The 18,303-nt window shown below is 72.4% G+C and carries 16 protein-coding genes and 2 tRNA genes; 7 read left to right on the top strand and 11 right to left on the bottom strand.

The window, feature by feature from the left end:
- Positions 1-147: 147 nt before the first annotated feature.
- Positions 148-963, top strand: coding sequence for a YceI family protein (locus ACFVWY_RS02055; protein ID WP_389866236.1), 816 nt, complete (start codon positions 148-150; stop codon positions 961-963).
- A gap of 71 nt (positions 964-1,034) precedes the next feature.
- A complete protein-coding gene (locus ACFVWY_RS02050; protein ID WP_389866234.1) occupies positions 1,035-1,505 on the top strand; it encodes a PPOX class F420-dependent oxidoreductase in 471 nt (156 codons plus the stop codon).
- A 34-nt stretch (positions 1,506-1,539) separates the two neighbouring features.
- Here ACFVWY_RS02050 and ACFVWY_RS02045 read toward each other — a convergent pair whose 3' ends face one another.
- Positions 1,540-2,298 carry a TetR/AcrR family transcriptional regulator gene (locus ACFVWY_RS02045; protein WP_389866232.1) on the bottom strand — a complete coding sequence of 253 codons (759 nt, stop codon included), beginning with the start codon at positions 2,296-2,298 and terminating at the stop codon, positions 1,540-1,542.
- A gap of 29 nt (positions 2,299-2,327) precedes the next feature.
- Positions 2,328-3,857, bottom strand: coding sequence for an MFS transporter (locus tag ACFVWY_RS02040; RefSeq protein WP_389866230.1), 1,530 nt, complete (start codon positions 3,855-3,857; stop codon positions 2,328-2,330).
- 160 nt (positions 3,858-4,017) lie between these two features.
- Here ACFVWY_RS02040 and ACFVWY_RS02035 point away from each other — a divergent pair, with 160 nt between their 5' ends.
- The gene (locus ACFVWY_RS02035; RefSeq protein WP_389866228.1) at positions 4,018-4,893 is read left to right on the top strand and encodes an endonuclease/exonuclease/phosphatase family protein; all 876 of its coding nucleotides are present in this window, start codon (positions 4,018-4,020) and stop codon (positions 4,891-4,893) included.
- A gap of 3 nt (positions 4,894-4,896) precedes the next feature.
- Here the strand turns inward: ACFVWY_RS02035 and ACFVWY_RS02030 are convergent, their stop codons facing one another.
- The 6 genes from ACFVWY_RS02030 to ACFVWY_RS02005 form a co-directional block, all read right to left on the bottom strand.
- Entirely contained in the window at positions 4,897-7,029 is a 2,133-nt protein-coding gene (locus ACFVWY_RS02030; protein WP_389866225.1) for an ArnT family glycosyltransferase, read from the bottom strand.
- Positions 7,026-8,462, bottom strand: coding sequence for a glycosyltransferase (locus ACFVWY_RS02025; protein WP_389866222.1), 1,437 nt, complete (start codon positions 8,460-8,462; stop codon positions 7,026-7,028). The genes ACFVWY_RS02030 and ACFVWY_RS02025 overlap by 4 nt, the downstream gene beginning before the upstream one ends.
- Positions 8,463-8,488: 26 nt before the next feature.
- The gene (locus tag ACFVWY_RS02020) at positions 8,489-10,270 is read right to left on the bottom strand and encodes a sensor histidine kinase (protein ID WP_389866219.1); all 1,782 of its coding nucleotides are present in this window, start codon (positions 10,268-10,270) and stop codon (positions 8,489-8,491) included.
- On the bottom strand, positions 10,263-11,003 hold the full coding sequence (locus tag ACFVWY_RS02015; RefSeq protein WP_389866216.1) for a response regulator transcription factor: 741 nt from the start codon (positions 11,001-11,003) through the stop codon (positions 10,263-10,265). The genes ACFVWY_RS02020 and ACFVWY_RS02015 overlap by 8 nt, the downstream gene beginning before the upstream one ends.
- 157 nt (positions 11,004-11,160) lie before the next feature.
- Positions 11,161-12,063, bottom strand: coding sequence for an amidohydrolase family protein (locus tag ACFVWY_RS02010; protein ID WP_389866213.1), 903 nt, complete (start codon positions 12,061-12,063; stop codon positions 11,161-11,163).
- A 43-nt stretch (positions 12,064-12,106) separates the two neighbouring features.
- Positions 12,107-13,036, bottom strand: coding sequence for a DUF2797 domain-containing protein (locus tag ACFVWY_RS02005; RefSeq protein ID WP_389866333.1), 930 nt, complete (start codon positions 13,034-13,036; stop codon positions 12,107-12,109).
- Between the two features lie 61 nt (positions 13,037-13,097).
- Between ACFVWY_RS02005 and ACFVWY_RS02000 the strand changes: the two genes are divergently transcribed.
- Both ACFVWY_RS02000 and ACFVWY_RS01995 read left to right on the top strand, forming a co-directional pair.
- The gene (locus ACFVWY_RS02000; RefSeq protein ID WP_389866210.1) at positions 13,098-13,463 is read left to right on the top strand and encodes a hypothetical protein; all 366 of its coding nucleotides are present in this window, start codon (positions 13,098-13,100) and stop codon (positions 13,461-13,463) included.
- A gap of 495 nt (positions 13,464-13,958) precedes the next feature.
- Positions 13,959-14,660, top strand: a complete 702-nt coding sequence (locus ACFVWY_RS01995; RefSeq protein WP_389866207.1) for an HNH endonuclease — start codon at positions 13,959-13,961, stop codon at positions 14,658-14,660.
- A gap of 115 nt (positions 14,661-14,775) precedes the next feature.
- Here ACFVWY_RS01995 and ACFVWY_RS01990 read toward each other — a convergent pair whose 3' ends face one another.
- Both ACFVWY_RS01990 and ACFVWY_RS01985 read right to left on the bottom strand, forming a co-directional pair.
- On the bottom strand, positions 14,776-14,952 hold the full coding sequence (locus ACFVWY_RS01990) for a hypothetical protein (RefSeq protein WP_389866205.1): 177 nt from the start codon (positions 14,950-14,952) through the stop codon (positions 14,776-14,778).
- A gap of 354 nt (positions 14,953-15,306) precedes the next feature.
- Positions 15,307-15,379 (bottom strand) — tRNA-Arg (locus ACFVWY_RS01985).
- 503 nt (positions 15,380-15,882) lie between these two features.
- On the opposite strand from ACFVWY_RS01985, the gene ACFVWY_RS01980 reads away from it, so the two are divergent.
- Positions 15,883-17,280, top strand: coding sequence for a hypothetical protein (locus ACFVWY_RS01980; protein ID WP_389866203.1), 1,398 nt, complete (start codon positions 15,883-15,885; stop codon positions 17,278-17,280).
- Between the two features lie 68 nt (positions 17,281-17,348).
- On the opposite strand, the gene ACFVWY_RS01975 is transcribed toward ACFVWY_RS01980, so the two are convergent.
- Positions 17,349-17,439 (bottom strand) — tRNA-Ser (locus tag ACFVWY_RS01975).
- A gap of 333 nt (positions 17,440-17,772) precedes the next feature.
- On the opposite strand from ACFVWY_RS01975, the gene ACFVWY_RS01970 reads away from it, so the two are divergent.
- On the top strand, positions 17,773-18,237 hold the full coding sequence (locus ACFVWY_RS01970; protein ID WP_389866201.1) for an SSI family serine proteinase inhibitor: 465 nt from the start codon (positions 17,773-17,775) through the stop codon (positions 18,235-18,237).
- Positions 18,238-18,303 lie beyond the last annotated feature (66 nt).

Below are 18,303 nucleotides of genomic sequence, written 5' to 3'. Positions count from 1 at the left end.
AGACCCCCGGCCGGCCGGTGCTTCGAGCGGAGGCACCGGCCGGCAGGTGGAAATGGGCCCCGGCGCGGGGACGACAGGCAGGGGACGGCCTGCCGTCCCCGCCCGGGGCCCGACTCATTGAGTCATGGAGCTAGGAGAGAGAACGGCATGGGACTTCGCGCACAGGTACGGACCCGGGACGGCTGGGCGGTACAACACGCGGTCGTGACGGTCACCGACATGACCGGTACGCAGGTGCTGCGGGCCGCCGCCGACGAGGACGGGGCGGTACGGACCGACGGCCCCCTGGCGGCCGGGGCGTACACGGTGATCGTCACAGCGGTCGGGTACGCCCCCGCCGCCTCCACCGCCATGGTCACCGCGAGCGGCCGGGTCGAGGCCGGGACCGTGGTGCTGAACCGGCAGGGCGGGGTGGAGCTGCCGCCGCCCGGGGCCTGGTCGCTGGACCCGGCACACTGCTCGGTGGCCGCGGTCGCGCAGCACCTGGGGATCTCCAGCGTGCGCGGGCGGTTCACCGAGTTCAGCGGCCGGATCGAGATCGCGGAGGACGTCCAGCTGTCCCGGGTCGAGGCCGTCATCGCCGCATCGAGCATCGAGACCGGCAACAGCATGCGCGACAAGCACCTGCGCTCGCCCGACTTCCTGGACGCGGAACGCTTCCCGGAGATCACGTACCGCTCCAGCGGGCTGGCCCCGACCGGCCCCGACCGCTGGCTGGTCCACGGCGAGCTGTCGATGCACGGCGTGATCCGCCCGGTCGACCTGAACCTGAGCTACCTGGGCACCAGCCCCGACCCGTGGGGCGGGGTGCGCGCCGCCTTCAGCGCCACGGCGGAGCTGCACCGTGAGGACTTCGCGATGAACTACAACCAGGTGGTGCAGGCGGGCATCGCGGCGATCGGCACGACGCTGCGGGTGGAACTCGACGTCCAGGCCGTGCAGGGCGAGTCGCTGCCGTCGTAGTCGGCGGGGCTCCCGTCGCGGCCGGTGCGCACCGCCTCGTGGTCCGCGGACTCCCGTCGTAGTCTGCGGACATGGCACCCCCTATCGCGACGAACACGGCTGTGGGCCTCGATGAGCTGCTGGCCTTCGTACGCCCCAGGCACCGGGCGGTCCTGCTGACCACCCGGGCCGACGGCCGCCCCCAGGGCTCCCCGCTGACCTGCGGGGTCGACGACGCGGGCCGGATCGTGGTCTCCACGTACCCCGAACGGGCCAAGTCCCGCAACGCCAGGCGGGACGAGCGGGTCAGCGTCATCGTGCTGTCCGACGACTGGAACGGCCCGTGGGTCCAGGTCGACGGTTCGGCCGAGGTGATCGACGTTCCGGAGTCGGTCGAACCGCTCGTCGAGTACTACCGGAACATCTCGGGCGAGCACCCGGACTGGGACGAGTACCGGGCGGCGATGGTGAAGCAGGGCAAGTCGATCATCCGGATCACTCCGGAACGCTGGGGGCCGGTGGCCACGGGCGGCTTCCCGGCCCGGCTGGCGTCCGAGGGCTGAGGACGCGCGGAGAAGCGGGCGGGCGGTGCGGGACTCAGCGGTCCCGCACCGCCTCGATGCCCGCGATCAGCAGCTCCAGGGCGACCTCGAAATCCCGGTCGCGCATCTCCTCGACCGTGCCGCCGCCGCGGGCGTCCATGATCTCCTGCGAGGACTCGACGATCCGGCTGTGCTGCGGCTGGGAACGGATCGTGCTCACCGCCCGCTGGTAGTACTCCTCCTGGCTGAGCCCGGCCGCCGCGCTGCGCTCCGCGAAGTGCCCCTCGACGGTGCCGAACCCGTACACGAACTGGAAGACCGCGGAAAGCGCCCCGGCCTGGTGGTGCGAGGGCAGGCCGGTCGCCCGGATCACGTCCTGGACCGCGTACGACATCAGCATCGCGTGCGGTCCGATGTTGAGGAAGTGCCCGGCGAGCGTCGACACCCAGACGTGCCGCACCAGCAGCGCCCGGTACTCGTCGGCCAGCCCGCGCAGCCGCTCGTGCCAGTGCGCCTCCTCGCGGGGCGGGGTGAACTCGCGGTACACCGCGTCGAGGGCCAGCTCCAGCAGGTCGTCCTTGGTGTCCACGTACCAGTACAGGGACATCGCGGTGACGTCGAGCTCGGCGGCCAGCCTGCGCATGGAGAACTTGGCGAGCCCCTCGGCGTCCAGCAGCCGGACCGAGGTCGTGGTGATCCTCTCCCGGTCCAGCCCGGCCGCCTGATCCGGTTTGCGGGTACGCGACGGGGCCCGCTGCTCCAGCCACACGCTGGTCCTGACGGGCTTCTTCACTCGGTCGGCCGCGGACACCATGACGCACCCTCCTCGTCCTGCCCCTGATGCTATGCCGCCGCCGTCCCACCGGCGGAGTCCGCCCGCACCCGCTCCGTCCGCTGCGCGCGGTGCAGCAGTACGGCGGCGAGCGCCCCGCCGAGCAGCACCGCGACCGCCCCGAAGAGCTGGCTGGTCTCCAGCCCTGAGGCGAAGGCGTCGGTGATCCGTGTCCGCTCCCCGGCGTCGGCGGCCGCGGCGAGCGCGGCGGGCAGCGACGCGGCGCCCACGGCCGTCGGCACCAGCGCCGAGAACCGCGAGCCCAGCACCGCGCCGAGGACCGCGACGCCCAGGCCGTTGCCGAACTCGGCGAGCGTGCCGTTGACCCCGGCGCCCACGCCCGCCTTCTCCGGCGGAATGGCGCTCATGATCGCGTTGGCCATGGCGGGCATGGCGATCGCGATGCCCGCGCCCATCACGACGAGCCCGAGCAGCATGCCCCCGTAACCGTCGCCGCCGAAGAGCGCGATCGCGGCGAGGCCCGCGGCCAGCAGGCTCATCCCGGACACGATGGTGCCCGGCGTGCCCAGCCGGGGCACCAGCCTGGCGCCCAGCCCGGTGAGGTTGAGCGCGACGACGGTCAGTGCCAGTGGCGCGGTACGCAGCCCGGCCTCCAGCGGCCCGTAGCCGAGGACGAACTGGAGCTGCTGGGTGAGCAGGAAGAGCGAGCCGCCCATCCCGAAGGCGACCAGGATCGCGCCCGCGACCGCCCCGACGAACCTCTGGTTCCGGAAGAAGTGCATGTCGAGCATCGGATGCGGGATGCGCAGCTCCCACAGCACGAAGCCGGTGAGAACGGCGGCCCCGGCGACGGCCGTCAGCAGCACCCGGCCGGAGGTCCAGCCGTGCCCGGGTCCGGAGATGATCGCGTACACGACGCAGGTCATGCCGATCGTGGAGAGCAGCGCGCCGAGCAGGTCGGGCCGTTCGCCCGCGGGGTTCTTCGACTCGGGGACGAGCCGGGCCACGGCGACCAGTCCGAGGGCCGCGACCGGGATGTTGATCAGGAAGATCGCGCCCCACCAGAAGTGGTCGAGCATCACGCCGCCGATCAGCGGTCCGACGGCGAAGCCGAGCGAGCTGACGGTCGACCAGATGCCGATCGCCCTGACCCGCTCGCCCTCCTCGAAGATCTGCACGATGACGGCCAGGGTCGTGGTCATCAGCAGCGCCCCGCCGACGCCCATGCCCGCGCGGGCGGCGATCAGCTGCGTGGACGACTGGGCCAGCCCGGCGATCAGCGAGCCGATGCCGAACAGCGCGAGCCCGGCGATCAGCATCTTCTTGCGGCCGTAGCGGTCGGCGGAGCTGCCGGCCGTGAGCAGCAGGCCCGACTGGACCAGCGAGTAGGCGTTGATCATCCACTGCACATCGGCGGTGGAGGCGTCCAGTTCCCGGGTGAGGGAGGGGATCGCCACGTTGAGAACGGTGTTGTCGAGCAGCACGGTGAGCTGGGCGAGGCAGATGACGCCGAGGATCAGCCAGCGCTGCGGATGGCCGGGGGACGAGAGGGTCTTCTGCCCGGCGGCGGTCGCCGTCATACGGTCTCCTGATTCCTGGATTCCCGGCTCCTTATACGGTGTACGAGGAGCAAGCGCTGTACACCGTATAGCTTGCTTCTACGGTGTACAACACCTTTCCGCGCGGTACCGTGCCCGGCACTGATCGACCCTTCCTTCCCTATCCCAGAGCTGGAGTGACATGTCAGTGCGTCGCCGTACGGTGCAAGTGCTCGTCGCGGCCAGCCTGTTGGCGGGGGCGCTCGCGCCCAGCGCGGCGGCCGCCGGAGAGGGGCGCGGGCCGTCTGTTCCGCTCCGCGTGGCCACGTACAACATCCATGCGGGCGCGGGCATGGACAACGTCTTCGATCTCGACCGGCAGGTCGCCGCACTGCGCGCGCTGGACGCCGATGTGATCGGCCTCCAGGAGGTCGACGTGCACTGGGGGGCCCGCAGCGCGTGGCGGGACCTGGCGGCGGAGCTGGCCGGGCGGCTGGGCATGCGGGTGTCGTTCGCGCCGATCTACAGCCTCGGTCCGGCCACCTCCGGGGAGCCCCGGCGGGAGTTCGGGGTCGCGGTGCTGTCGCAGTATCCGATCGTGAGCGCCGAGAACCACGACCTCACCCGGCTCTCCACCCAGGACCCGGATCCGGTCCCGGCGCCCGCGCCCGGCTTCGGCGAGGTGGTCGTACGGGTGCGAGGGCTGCCGGTGCACGTCTACGCGACCCACCTGGACTACCGCGCGGACCCGTCCGTCCGGATCGCCCAGGTCGCCGACACCCGCCGGATCATGGCGCAGGACCGGGTGGAAGGCCGGGGTCCGGAGCGCGGCCCGGTGCGGCAGGTACTGCTCGGCGACTTCAACGCGGCGCCGGACGCACCCGAACTCGCTCCGCTGTGGGAGGAGTTGACGGATGTCGAGCCGGGCGGCCCGACGTTCCCGGCGCAGGACCCGGTGCGGCGGATCGACTACGTGGCGGTGTCGAAGGACACGGTACGGGCGCGCGGCGCGGCGGTGGCCGAGTCGCTCGCCTCGGACCACCGCCCCGTCGTCGCGGATCTGCTGCTGCGGCGCTGAGCGCTACGACCCGCTCTTCGGACTGGTGAGGTCGTAGAAGGTGGCGCCGCCGACGGTGACCTTCTCGAAGTTCTCCGTCACCCAGGAGGAGATCCGCGAGGCGACGCCTTCGCCTCCGTCTCCCCTGCCTCCCATGCCTCCGCCGCCTCCCATGCCGCCCGCGATGAAGTAGTGGACGCGGCCGTCCTCGACGTACTGCCTGAACTGGGCGAGCGTCGGGGACGGGTCGCTTCCGTTGAAGCCGCCGATCGCCATCACCGGCTTCTCGGTGGCGAGTTGGTAGCTCGCGGCGTTCTGGGAACCGATGGCGGCGGCGGCCCAGGTGTAGTCCCCGGCGTCCTTCGTCAGGAGCCGCTCGGCCTCGGCACCGACGGTGGCGCCGTTGAGCAGCCCGCCCATGCCTCCGCCGCCTCCTCCCGGGCCTCGGCCTCCCGCGCCGCCTCCTGCCGGGCCTTCTCCGGAGCTCGCTCCGGGGGCGCCGGGCGGGGTGCCGAACGGCGCCTGGCCCGTGCCGCCGGGCAGGGTGCCCCCCTGCGGCATACCGCCGGGCAGGGTGCCGCCAGGCTGGGTGCCGCCGGGCTGAGTGCCCTGCGTACCACCGCTGGCCTGTCCGGGAGGCCGCGTGCCGTCCCCGCCTCCCGCGAAGCCACCGCGTCCGCCGCGGCCGCCCGGCCCCCCGCCGGGCCCGGACATCCCGCCTCCGGGCGGTCCCGCCGTGACGATCGATCCCTGGTGACCGGTGTTCAGCGTGGTGACGGCGTACGCGGTCGGCCCGGCCAGCGACGCGGCGAGCCCCAGCCCCACCGCGAGGAACGCCGCCCGGCGCCCCAGCAGGGGGACGAGCAGCAGTCCGAGCGCCCCCGCGATGCCCGCGAGAAGCACCGCCCAGCGCAGCCACGGCAGGTAGTCCGGGGTCCGCCCCAGCAGCGCGTACGCCCAGCAGGCCGTCACGGCGACGGCCCCGGCCAGCACGGCCCGCGTCCACCACCGGGCCCGCTCCTCCCACAGCACCGTGGCGCCCATCCCGGCCAGCGCCGCGACGTAGGGCGCCAGGGCGACCGTGTAGTACTGGTGGAAGATGCCCGCCATGAAGCTGAACACGGCCGCGGTCGTCAGCAGCGCCCCGCCCCAGGCGAGGAAGGCCGCGCGGGCGGTGTCCGTCCGGGCCGTCCGCCGGGTCAGCCAGAGGCCCGCGAGCAGCAGGATCAGCGCGGCGGGCAGCAGCCAGGAGATCTGGCCGCCGACCTCGGAGTTGAACATCCGGCCGATGCCCGTCTCGCCCCACTGACCGCCACCGCCCGGTCCGCCCCCGCCGCCGACGCTCCCGGTCTCCTCACCGTTGATCCGGCCCAGCCCGTTGTAGCCGAAGGTCAGCTCCAGGAACGAGTTGTGCTGCGAACCGCCGGTGTACGGACGCGAGGAGGCGGGCCACAGCTCGACGATCGCGACCCACCAGCCACCCGCGACGACGATGACCAGGGCCGACAGCGCGAGCTGACCGAGCCGTCGGCGCACCGGACCGGGCGCGCACACCGCGTACAGCACGGCCAGCGGCGGCAGGACCAGGAACGCCTGGAGGGTCTTGGCCAGGAACGCGAAGCCGACCGCGGCGCCCGCCCACACCAGCCACGTCGTACGCCCGTGCTCCAGCGCGCGCAGCACGCAGTAGACCGTGACGGTCATCAGCAGGGCCAGCAGCGCGTCCGGGTTGTTGAAACGGAACATCAGCGCGGCGACCGGCGTGAGCGCGAGGACGGCCATCGCGATCAGCCCGGCCATCGCGCTGAACCGGCGCCGCACGGCCGCGTAGAGCACTCCGGCGGTGGCGACGCCCATCAGGACCTGAGGGGCCAGGATCGCCCAGGAGTGGAGGCCGAACACCCGCACCGACAGGGCCATCGGCCAGAGGGCGGCCGGGGGCTTGTCGACGGTGATGGCGTTGGCCGCGTCCAGCGATCCGAAGAAGAGGGCCTTCCAGCTGCGGCTGCCGGCCTGCGCGGCGGCGGAGTAGAAGGAGTTGGCGTATCCGGAGGCGCTGAGGTTCCACAGGTACGCCGCCGCGATGACCAGCAGCAGCGCGAGGAAGGCGGGCCGCGCCCAGCGCGGGTCGCCGGGCCGGTGGCCGGTGCGGCTCATCGGTGGGTCTCCCGTTCGTGGTGGAGGGCGTCGGCGGGCGTCCGGCCCCCGGGGGCGGCCCGCCGCTCGGGAAAGACCCAGGCGCGCAGCAGCAGGAACCGCAGCACCGTCGCCGCGAGGTTGGCAGCGATCAGCACGGCGAGCTCCGCCGTGTGCGAGGGCGAGCCGGACGCCGCCCCCAGCGCGGCCAGCGAACCGCTGGTCAGCGCGAGACCGATGGCGAACACGACCAGGCCCTGCGCCTGGTGGCGGACGGCCCCGGCTCTCCCCCGTACGCCGAAGGTGAGCCGCCGGTTGGCCGCCGTATTGGCGACGGCCGACACCAGCAGCGCACCGCCGTTGGCGAGCTGCGGGCCCGCGCCGAGCCGGAAGAGCGAGTACAGGGCGAGGTAGCAGAGGGTGGAGAGCGCGCCGACGACGCAGAAGCCGACGAGCTGCCGGGCCAGTTGGCCGGGCACCCCGCTGACCGCCCGGTCGCGCGGATCGTCGCCGAAGGGCCGCGCCAGCCGGTCCAGCGGCAGCGTGCCGACCGCCAGCGCCCGCCCCACCCGCCACACACCCTTCAGGTCCTCGACGGCCGTCCGCACGATGTGGACGGTGGAGTCGGGGTCGTCGACCCAGTCGACCGGCACTTCGTGGATGCGCAGCCCGGCGCGTTCGGCGAGCACCAGCATCTCGGTGTCGAAGAACCAGCCCGGGTCCTCCACCATCGGCAGCAGCCGCTCCGCGACATCCCGGCGGATCGCCTTGAACCCGCACTGGGCGTCACTGAACCGGGCGGCCAGCGAGGAGCGCAGGATCAGGTTGTAGGAGCGTGAGACGAACTCCCGCTTCGACCCGCGCACCACCCGCGCACCGCGCGACAGCCGCGAGCCGATGGCCAGGTCGGAGTGGCCCGAGATCAGCGGCGCGACCAGGGGCAGCAGCGCGTTGAGGTCGGTGGACAGATCGACGTCCATGTAGGCGAGGACCGGGGCGTCGGAGTCGGACCAGACGGTACGCAGCGCCCGCCCCCGCCCCTTCTGCTCCAGCCGGTACGCACGCACGTGGGGCATCGCCGCCGCGAGCCGGGCCGCCACCCGCGGCGTCCGGTCGGTGCTCGCGTTGTCGGCGACGGTGATCCGGAAGGCGTACGGGAAGGTGCGCGTCAGGTGGTCGTGGAGCCGCCGTACACAGGGTTCGAGGTCCTCCTCCTCGTTGTAGACGGGTATCACCACGTCGAGCACGGGTGCCCCCGCGGCGTCGCGCGCCCGTGCCGCGTCGGCCGCACTGGACGCATCGGCCGCACCGGTCGCACTGGCCGCACCGGTCGCGTCGGCCTTACTGGCCGAACTGGCCGAACTGGCCGAACTGGCCGCATGGGCCGCTCTGGCCGTTCCGAAGAGGAGGTGGTCCCGGGGCGGCAGGGTGCTCCAGGGAGTGTCGGTTCGCATACCGACGACACTCGCCGCCCCCGCTGTCACACCGGTGTGCCGAACCTGTCCCCGGCCTGTGAGTACGGCTCCGGCCGGTGGTCCGCCGCGGACAGGTGGTCCGCCGCGGGCAAGTGGTCCGCCGTGGGCAAGTGGTCCGCCGCGGGCAAGTGGACGGCGAACACCGTGCGCCCCGGCGCCGATTCCACCGCGACCCGCCCGCCGTGCGCGGCGACGACGGCCTGCACGATGGCCAGCCCGAGCCCGGTGGAGGAGCCCGCGCCGCGCGAGCGCGAGGCGTCACCGCGCGCGAACCGTTCGAAGACGTGCGGCAGCAGTCGGGGCGCGATGCCCGGCCCGTCGTCCTCGACCTCCAGGGTCACCCGGGCCCGCGCGGCATCCCGCAGTACCCGGGCGGTGACGGTGGTGCCCGGCGGGGTGTGGGTACGGGCATTCGCCAGCAGGTTGACCAGCACCTGATGGAGGCGGGTGGGATCGCCGTGCACGGTCGCCGGCTCGTCCGGCAGATCGAGCCGCCAGTGATGACGGCCGCCGGACCGCACGGGCAGCGTCCCGGCCCTGGCACCCGCACCGGACTGCACCGGACGCGCTCCGGCATCCGGGCTGCCGGCCCCGGCCGCGGCTCCCGCACCGGCGGCGCGGGCGTCGCTGACGGCGTCGACGACGAGCGGGGACAGATCGGTGTGCTCCCGGCCGAGCGGGCGCCCCGCGTCCAGCCGGGCGAGCAGCAGCAGGTCCTCCACCATGCCCGTCATCCGCTCCGCCTCGGACTCGATCCGCCCCAGCGCGTGCCGGGTGTCGGGCCCGATGTCCTCACCGCCGCGCCGGGTCAGTTCGGCGTAGCCCCGGATCGAGGCGAGCGGGGTGCGCAGCTCGTGGCTGGCGTCCGCGACGAACTGGCGCACCCGCGTCTCGCTCTGCTGCCGTACCGCCAGTGCCGAACCGACGTGGCCCAGCATCCGGTTGAGCGCGGCGCCCACCTGACCCACCTCGGTGCGCGGGTCGGCCAGGGCCTGCGGAACCCGTCCCAGCGGGGCCACCTCGCCGCTGTGCAGCGGGAGTTCGGAGACCACGGTGGCGGTGGCGGCGACGCGGCGGAGCGGCCTCAGGGCGACCCCGACGATCGCCGCGCCCGCGAGACCGGCGGCTACCAGCCCGGCGCCGGTGACGCAGACCTCGACGACGATCAGGGTGGTCAGCGCGGAGCCCACCTCGGCGGCGGGGAGGCCGACGAGCAGGGTGTTGCCCAGCGGGTCCACGACCGCCTCGACCCGGTTGGCGCCGAGCCCTGGCAGGTCGACGCTCCGCGGCCCGGCCCCGTCGCCATCAGGCCCGTCGCCATCGGCCCCGTCGCCGAAGTCCAGCGCTGCGAGGGCGCTCAGCTGGGCGCTGGTCATCGGCTGCCCGCCGCCCTCGTGCCCGGACCCGGTCTCGTCCCCGTCCCCGGACGCCGTGCTGCCCTCCACGACCACCCGCGAGGCGCTGACCGAACCGTCCTCCTCCAGCACCGCCCCGAACGCGCCGACCGGCAGCCCCCGCACGTCGACGAAGGCCAGCGGATCGTGGAGCTGCGGTACGACACCGCCGCCGGGCACCGGCCCCCCGCCCCCGGGCGGCTTCGCGGCCCGTACCGCGACGGTGCGCAGCTGGTCGTCGAGCTTGCCGTACAGATAGCTGCGGTAGGCGATCGTGGTGACCGACCCGATGACCGCGGCGACGACGGCGATCAGCGTGACCGCCGAGACCACCAGCCGGGTCCGCAGCGTCCACGGCCCCCGCCACCGGCGCCCGGCTGCGCGGCTACTCACCGGGCTTGATGAGATACCCCGCCCCGCGCCGGGTGTGGATCATGGGCGACCGGCCCGCGTCGATCTTCTTGCGCAGGTAGGAGATGTACAGCTCGACGACGTTGGCCTGGCCGCCGAAGTCGTAGTTCCACACCCGGTCGAGGATCTGGGCCTTGCTCAGCACCCGGCGCGGATTGCGCATCAGGAAGCGCAGCAGCTCGAATTCGGTCGCGGTGAGGTGGATGGAGACCCCGCCCCGGCCGACCTCGTGGCTGTCCTCGTCGAGGACCAGGTCACCGACGACGAGCGTCGACTCGCCGCGTGCGACCGCCGTGCCGGACCGGCGGATCAGCCCGCGCAGCCGCGCCACGACCTCCTCCAGGCTGAACGGCTTCGTCACGTAGTCGTCGCCGCCCGCCGTGAGCCCCGCGATCCGGTCCTCCACCGCGTCCCGCGCGGTCAGGAACAGCACGGGCACCTCGGCGATCTCCCGCCGCAGCCGGCCCAACACGGCGAGCCCGTCGGTGTCCGGCAGCATCACGTCGAGGATCACCACGTCGGGCCGGAAGTCCCGCGCCATCCGGACCGCGCCCGCGCCGTCCCCGGCGCTGCGCACCTCCCAGCCCTCGTAGCGCAGGGCCATCGACAGCAGCTCGGCGAGCGGTGCCTCGTCATCCACCACCAGCACGCGGACGGGGGTGCGGTCCGCCCTCAGCAGTTCGGTACGCCCCTGGGGCGAGGTCGTCGTCGTCATGCCCCGAGTCTGTGCGGCTCCTCTGAAAGCGCCCTTACCCGTTCCTGTGAATTCCCTGAGAAAACGTTCCTCGGCACAGCCGCCCCGGCCCCAGTCACCTCACCTCACCCCAGCCCGGCCCGGCCCGGCCCGCTCACGCCACCCCAGCCCGGCCCGCTCACGCCACCCCGAACAGCTCCCGCGCGTTCCCGTGACAGACGGCCCGCAGCCAGTCGTCCCCCAGCCCCAGCCGTTCCAGCGCGTGGAGCTGATGCACGTACGGGTACGGGATGTTCGGGAAGTCCGTACCCAGCAGGATCCGGTCCCCGAGTGCCGCGAGCCGCCCCCGCGCGGCCACCGGGAAGGGGCTGAAGTCCTCGGTGAAGTCGGTGAACGCCATCGTCGTGTCGAGCCGCACCTCCGGGTACGTCTCCGCGAGGGCCAGGAACTCCTCGTACTCCGGCATCCCCATGTGCGCCACGATCAGCGGCAGTCGGGGGTGCCGGGCGAGCAGCCGGGCGACCGGCTCGGGGCCGGTGTGCTTGCCGGGCGCCGGGCCCGAACCGCAGTGCATCACCACGGGGATCCCGGCCTCCGCGAGAAGGCCCCAGACCGGTTCGAGGAACGGGTCGTTGGCGTCGTACGCGCCGACCTGGATGTGCGACTTGAAGACCCGCGCCCCCGCCTCGACGGCCTCGCGCACGTACCGCTCGACGCCCTCCTCCGGGAAGAAGGTCGCGGTGTGCAGGCAGTCCGGCACCCGGCGGGCGAAGTCGGCGGCCCAGCCGTTCAGCCAGGCGGCCATCCCGGCCTTGTGCGGGTAGAGCATGGAGGTGAACCGGAGCGCTCCGAACGACCGCAGCAGCGCGAGCCGTTCGTCCTCGTCGCGCCGGTAGGCGATCGGCCACTCCATCCCGGTCAGCGGCCCCGCGGAGTCGAAGTACGCCCAGACCTTGCGCAGCACCCGCTCCGGCATGAAGTGCGTATGGACGTCGATGATCCCGGGCAGTCCCAGCCGCTCCCAGAACCGCACGACGTCACCCGCGTCACCGACATCGCTCACGCCACCGACGTCACTCACGACACCACCCCTTTTCCGGCCGCCCGAATCCACCCCGACGATCTCAGAACAGCCCGCCCTGCACCCCACCACCCCCGAGATCCACGACCGGCACCCCGACCCCGCCCCGCGCGTCCGCCGCCACCAGCTCCCACCCGGTCATCAGCCGGGTGTCCAGCACCACCACTCCGCCCGTCGTCGCCAGGTGCAGATCGGGCCCGGCCGCCGCCACCAGCCGCCCGCCGACCACGCCACCGGCCACCAGCTCGGTGACCGCCCACCGCACCCCACCCGCGCCACCACCGCCACCTGCGCCACCTGCGCCACCGCCCTCCCCCACACCATCTCCGTCACCGAGGCCGAACAGCACGACATGGTCGACCGCCTCGAACGGCAACCGCTCCAACGATTCCGGCCACCCGCCCCCGCCCTCCAGCGCCACCGCCCGCCCGTAGAGCCCGGCGACCTCCCCCGCGCGCTCCGCCGCCCCCGGCAACGCCCCCCGCACCGCCCGCTTCCTCGCGTACGGAATCCGGTCCGGCACCCCGAGCGCCGCCCGCAGCACCTCCTCCGTGCGGCGGCACGCCATCAGCGGCCCCCGCCCCAGCCAGCTGAACACCACGGCCCCCTGCTCCCGCAGCCGCGCCGCGCCCCGCTCCTCCGCGGTGATCCCGACCTTCACCATCCCGGGCCCGAACCAGGCCAGATACACCCGGTATGTCCTCGGGTCGTCCGCGATCGTGTCGGCCGCCACCGAATGCGCCCGGTCCAGCCGCGCGCACTCCGGGCACCGCGCCCCCGTACTGCGCCCCGGCACCACGGCCCCCACCGGACAGACGTTCCCCCGCGCCCCGACACAGCCCCGCTCCCCCACGGCCCGGAACCCGAACTCCGTCCCGTACACCTGCGCGCTCCCCCGCACCTCCCCGCCCCGGCACCAGCCGAGCACGGGCACCCCGTCACCCCACCGCAGCCCGGTGCACCGCCACCCCATACCGAACCCCATATCCCTGAGACCACCGGGCCCTGTCAGCAGCCCCCGCCATCATGGCCCCATGAGCACCCCCGCCCCGACTCCAGGCGATCCGGCCACCACCGGCCCGTCCCCCCGCGCCTGGCACCTCCACCACGGCGACCGCGCCATCGCCCGGCTGGCCGTGACCGGCTCGGACATGCCCTGGACGTACGCGGACGTCGAGGCGCTGCCCGGCTTCGAGGAGTTCCGCCCGCTCTTCGCCGAGCAGGAACGGGCCGTCGACGCGGAGGACTGGGAGCGCGCCGAGTCCGTCTGCCACCAGATACGCGCCGCCCTCACCCTGACGTTCCCGGACGGCGCCCCCGTCCCCGAGTTCCTGCTCAACATCCGCAGCGACGGCACCGCCGACTGGCGCTGGCACCACGAACCCTTCACCGCTCCCTAGGCCGGGCGCCGTAGACCGCGGCGTAGCGCGGGTACGCGCCTTCACAGGGATCCCGGCGGTCGCCTGCGTGACAACCGTCCACCGCGAGGCCGCCACCGACGCGGCCGACCCGCACAGCACGGGACCGGCCCCGGCTTCCGCCGCCTTGCCCCGGGCGGCATGCGGCGCACCCGCCACCAGATCCCGCTACCCGTCCCCGCTGAAGTCGCCCTGCAGGGAAGTGGTGTTGACGGCACCCCGAGAAGGGACACAGGCACGGCACCGGCCCCGGCTGCTCCACGCGACGGAACTCCTGGAGAGCAGAAGCCGGAACCACGAACGAACGACCAGATCCTTCCCCTGAACCCCAGGCACCGCACGACTGCCACGCCGCACGAATGCTGCGCCGAACGCTGCCGCACATCGCGCCGCTGTTGACCGATGATGCGCCACATGCAATCCTTACGTTGCCAGGCGCCCACCACGGGGCATCTGAGCAGGGGAGGAATGAATTAGATGAGCACGGTGCGCAGAACGTCACTGGTGAAGGTGGCCGAGTTCGTGGCTTCCATCGGCATCGATGGCAAGTTCAGCAAACTGGAGTTGTTCCAGGCGGTGCCGGATGTCGCGCAGGCCGATCGCCGCATGCGGGATCTGCGACCGATGGGCTGGAAGATCGACAACTACAAGGTGAACCCGAACCTCAAGCCGGATGAGTACCTCGTCCGGGGCTTCGGAACGCGGGTGGACCTGGGGGAGCTTCCGCCGAAGACAGTCCGGAAGAACGTCACCGGCCCCAAGCGCCGACGCATCCTGGAGCGGGACGGCCACATGTGCCAGGTGTGCGGGATCCGCGCGACACAGGAGTTCCCCGACGCCCCTGGCCGCACCGCGGTTCTGACGATCGGCCACATCATCCCGGTCAACCGCGGCGGCCAGAACAACGACGACAACCTGCGGGTCGAGTGCCAGCGGTGCGGAGATGAGTCCCGCGACATCACGGTGGATCCGCCCACGGGCCAGCAGGTGCTGACCCATGCCACGCGCGGGAGCCTGAAGGACAAGCGGACTCTCTACGGATGGATGCAGGCCGGACGCCGGGCCCCGTCCGACATAGAGAAGGTGTTCCAGGAATGGTCCAGGCTGCCTCACGCGGAGCGCCTGGAGGTCATGACCAAACTCGCCGAGCAGGTCATCAAGGGACTTGAGGGCGAGTAGCGCGTCCGCTCTGGCCCCGGTCGGCACCCGCCGGCCGGGGCCCAGCCGTGCCGGTCGGCCTTCGCGGACCGGCAGCGTCAGCCGTGGCCGCCAGCCCCGCGGCCCGTCAGCGCCGTCACCCCTTCTTCCGGAGCCTCCGCATCTTCGCCTCGGCTTCCTTCTTCTTCCTCTGCTCCACCCCGTACGCGGACCACGCCCCCTGATGCCTGGCACACCGCGAGCTGCCGATGATCGCCTTGCTCTGGCACCGGCCGCCGCTCTGCGTGGGAGCCCCGCACTTCGACTGCGCCATCCCACTCCTCCTGCTCTCCAGCCTGGCTACTGACCGAACGCGGGCATACTCCCAGCACCCACCCCGCGAGGGGAGGCGTAAGCGGAGCGGACAGAAGCACGTGCGCCCCGCGACATCCAGCAGCAGGCGGTACACCTGGCCCCACACCCGGGTACGCCAGAGATCCAGCGTGCGGTTCACGAAACGAGCGAAAGCCAGCGAACCACACCAGAACAACCAAGGCCGCGTCTTCACCACGAAGTGCGCACACCCCTTGAACAGCCGTCACGGACGGCGATCAGCTCAGGCGCCCCGCTTCTCCGCAACCCAATACGGCGAGAGGCCCGGACTTTCGTCCGGGCCTCTCGCTTGCTGTGCACTCGGCAGGATTCGAACCTGCAACCTTCTGATCCGTAGTCAGATGCTCTATCCGTTAAGCTACGAGTGCTTGTGCTTCCCGGTTTTTTTCTTCCCGGTCGGCGTTGCGAGAACAACATTACATGACCTGCGCCGTAGCGCGAAATCCATTAGCCAAACCCGCCCTGACCTGCAGAAATACCGCGATTCGCGCCCGCCTGGCCGAGGGTGTGGGGTGATCGCGGGCGGCGGGGGCGGGCGTCAACTTCGATGGTGATGGTTTCACTCTGCGCAAGGGTGGGGCGCCGGGACGCGGCGGAGCCTTCCGGCCATGACGGGGCAGACGGGAGAGAGTCAGGAGACCCCTGCGGCGCGTGTGGCGCGGGCGGGGCGGCGCGGGCAACAGGGCGGCCGGGGCTGCCCGGAGGCAGGGGATCAAACCTGGCGGGCCAGGTTGGCCGAACCCCGCCTGTCATCACTTTACGTAACCCTTCACCTGCGGTGCGCTACGGGGCGTATCGGCTCCGCCGCGGCGCACGAAGGTGCGGTCGTACGGCGGTGTGCTCCAGCAGCGTCGACGTGAGGGGAAGAACCATGTCCACACCTCCTGCTCCGCTCCGGGTCGCCCTGGCCAACGGCAGCTTCGAACAGCCCGCCGTCAGCGGTGTGGAGATCCTGCCGGACGCCTCACAGACGCAGGCGCCCAAGCGCGTCCCCGGCTGGCTCACCACCGCCACCGACCATCGCATCGAGCTGTGGCGCTCGGGCTTCAACGGCGTGCCGTCGGCCGAGGGCACCCAGTTCGCCGAACTCAACGCCAACCAGGTCTCCACGCTCTACCAGGACCTGCCCACCACGCCCGGTACGAAGCTGTACTGGCGGCTGTACCACCGCGGCCGCCAGGGCGACGACACCATGGCGCTGGACATCGGAGCACCCGGAGCCACGGTGCAGCAGCGACGCTTCACCGACGGCACCACCGCCTGGGGCTACTACACCGGCACGTACACCGTCCCCGCCGGCCAGACGCTGACGCGCTTCGCCTTCCGCTCCGTGTCCGCGGCCGGCGGCAACCAGAGCATCGGCAACTTCCTGGACGGCGTCTTCTTCGGCACCGCCCCCTACGTCGTCCTCACCAAGAACGCCGCCCCGACCGGGCCGCTGGACGTGGGCGACGTCATCACGTACCGGATCAACGCCCGGAACGAAGGCGGCGGTGTGGCCGAGAACCTCGTGCTGAGCGACGCCATTCCGCCGGGGACGACGTACGTGCCCGGTTCGCTGCGCATCGTCGACGGCCCGAACGCCGGGGTGAAGACCGACGCGCGCGACGGCGACCAGGCGTACTACGACGGCCAGGGCGACAAGGCCGTCTTCAGACTCGGCAACACCGCCACCGCCGGGGAGGGAGGAAGTCTGCCCAGCACCGAGACGCTCCCGGCGGGCACCACGGCCGAGTACCGCGTCACCATCGACCGCGCCTCCGGCGGCCGGCAGATCAGGAACACCGCCACCGCCTCCTACGAGAACCGCCTCGGCGACACCCCGGAGCCGCTGACCTCCACGTCCAACGAGCAGGTCACACAGGTCAACCCGGCCGCCGACCTGAGCGTGGCCAAGGCGGCCGACGCCACCACCGTCACCGTGGGCCAGACCGTGACCTACCGGATCACCGTGCACAACGCCGGGCCGAACCGGGCCACCGGCGTCACCGTCGCCGACCGGCTCCCGGACGGCCTCGTCCTCCTGTCCGCCGAGGGCCCCGGCGCCTACGACTCCGCCACCGCGCAGTGGGCCGTGGGCGTCCTGGAGGCGGGCACCCGAGCCACCCTCGTCCTGCGCGCCAAGGCCACCGCGACCGGTTCGGTGACCAACTCCGCCACCGTCCGCGGAAACGAGAAGGACCCCGACCCCGGCAACAACACCGACGCCGTCACCCTCTGCGTCGAACCGGCGCCGACATGCTGCGACCCCTGCGCCACCCGGAAGTAGCCGCGGAAAGGTTCCCGGAAATGACTCAGGGAGTTCGGCCGCAGTGGCCGAACTCCCTGGTCGGAGAGCGGAGGCGGAGGGATTTGAACCCTCGATGGGCTTTAAGACCCAAACCGCATTAGCAGTGCGGCGCCATAGACCGGACTAGGCGACGCCTCCATGCACGCCCCGCGCGAGCGCGAGTGGTGCGTGCAGATGATGACACAGCTAAGCGGTGCGTCACCAATCGGTGCCTACGGTACTAGGCAGACGGGTGCGAGGGCAAAGCGCTTCCGGCCGCGCAACGCCAGGGCGTGCGGAGCGTTAGGGAGGGAGGGCGGGAAAACGGGAGAAACAGGAAGCCTGCTTCCCGCTGCCGCCGCCTCTCTCCCCCGTACGTCCGTCGGCCCGTACGTCCGTCGGACCGGCAGCCCGTACGTCCGGCGGTCCGACGGTCCGCTGGAGTGTCGGATCGCCGGAAGCTCGCCGAAGCTCATGAGCACAGGAGCCCGCATGCCCTCCACGTCACGTAGGCCCAGCGTGAAACGCCTTGCCCCGGCCGCCCTCGTATCCCTCGCCGCCGTCGCCTCCCTCGCCGCGCCGAGCCTCGCCGCGCCGACCGTGGCCGCGCCGACGGACGCGGACGGCGTCCGTACCCGGTTGACGATCATGGTCTCCGGCTCGGGACACGCCGGGGCCGATGGAACTTTCCGGCTGCGATGCGCCCCGGTGGGCGGCGGTCACCCGGCTGCGCGGGCGGCCTGCGGCCGACTGGACGAACTGGCGGACCAGGGCGTGAATCCGTTCGCCCCGGTGCCCGGGGACATGCTGTGCACCCTGCAGTCCGGCGGCCCGGCCACCGCCCGGATCACCGGAATCTGGCGGGGACGGAGCATCGACGCGGCGTTCAACCGGAGCGGCGGCTGCGAAATCTCGCGCTGGAACACGCTGCGCCCGGTGCTCCCCGAAGCGGGATGAAGGGCGGGGTCGTACACCGTATGCACAGAACCTTGGTGAGAGCTCCCCCCTATCCGCAGCCCCTCG

The sequence above is a fragment of the Streptomyces sp. NPDC058195 genome, from assembly GCF_042883525.1.
In the GTDB taxonomy this organism is placed as follows: Bacteria; Actinomycetota; Actinomycetes; order Streptomycetales; family Streptomycetaceae; genus Streptomyces.
Note: the sequence above shows the minus strand (reverse complement) of the source record. Positions and strands in the feature narration are given on the sequence as shown.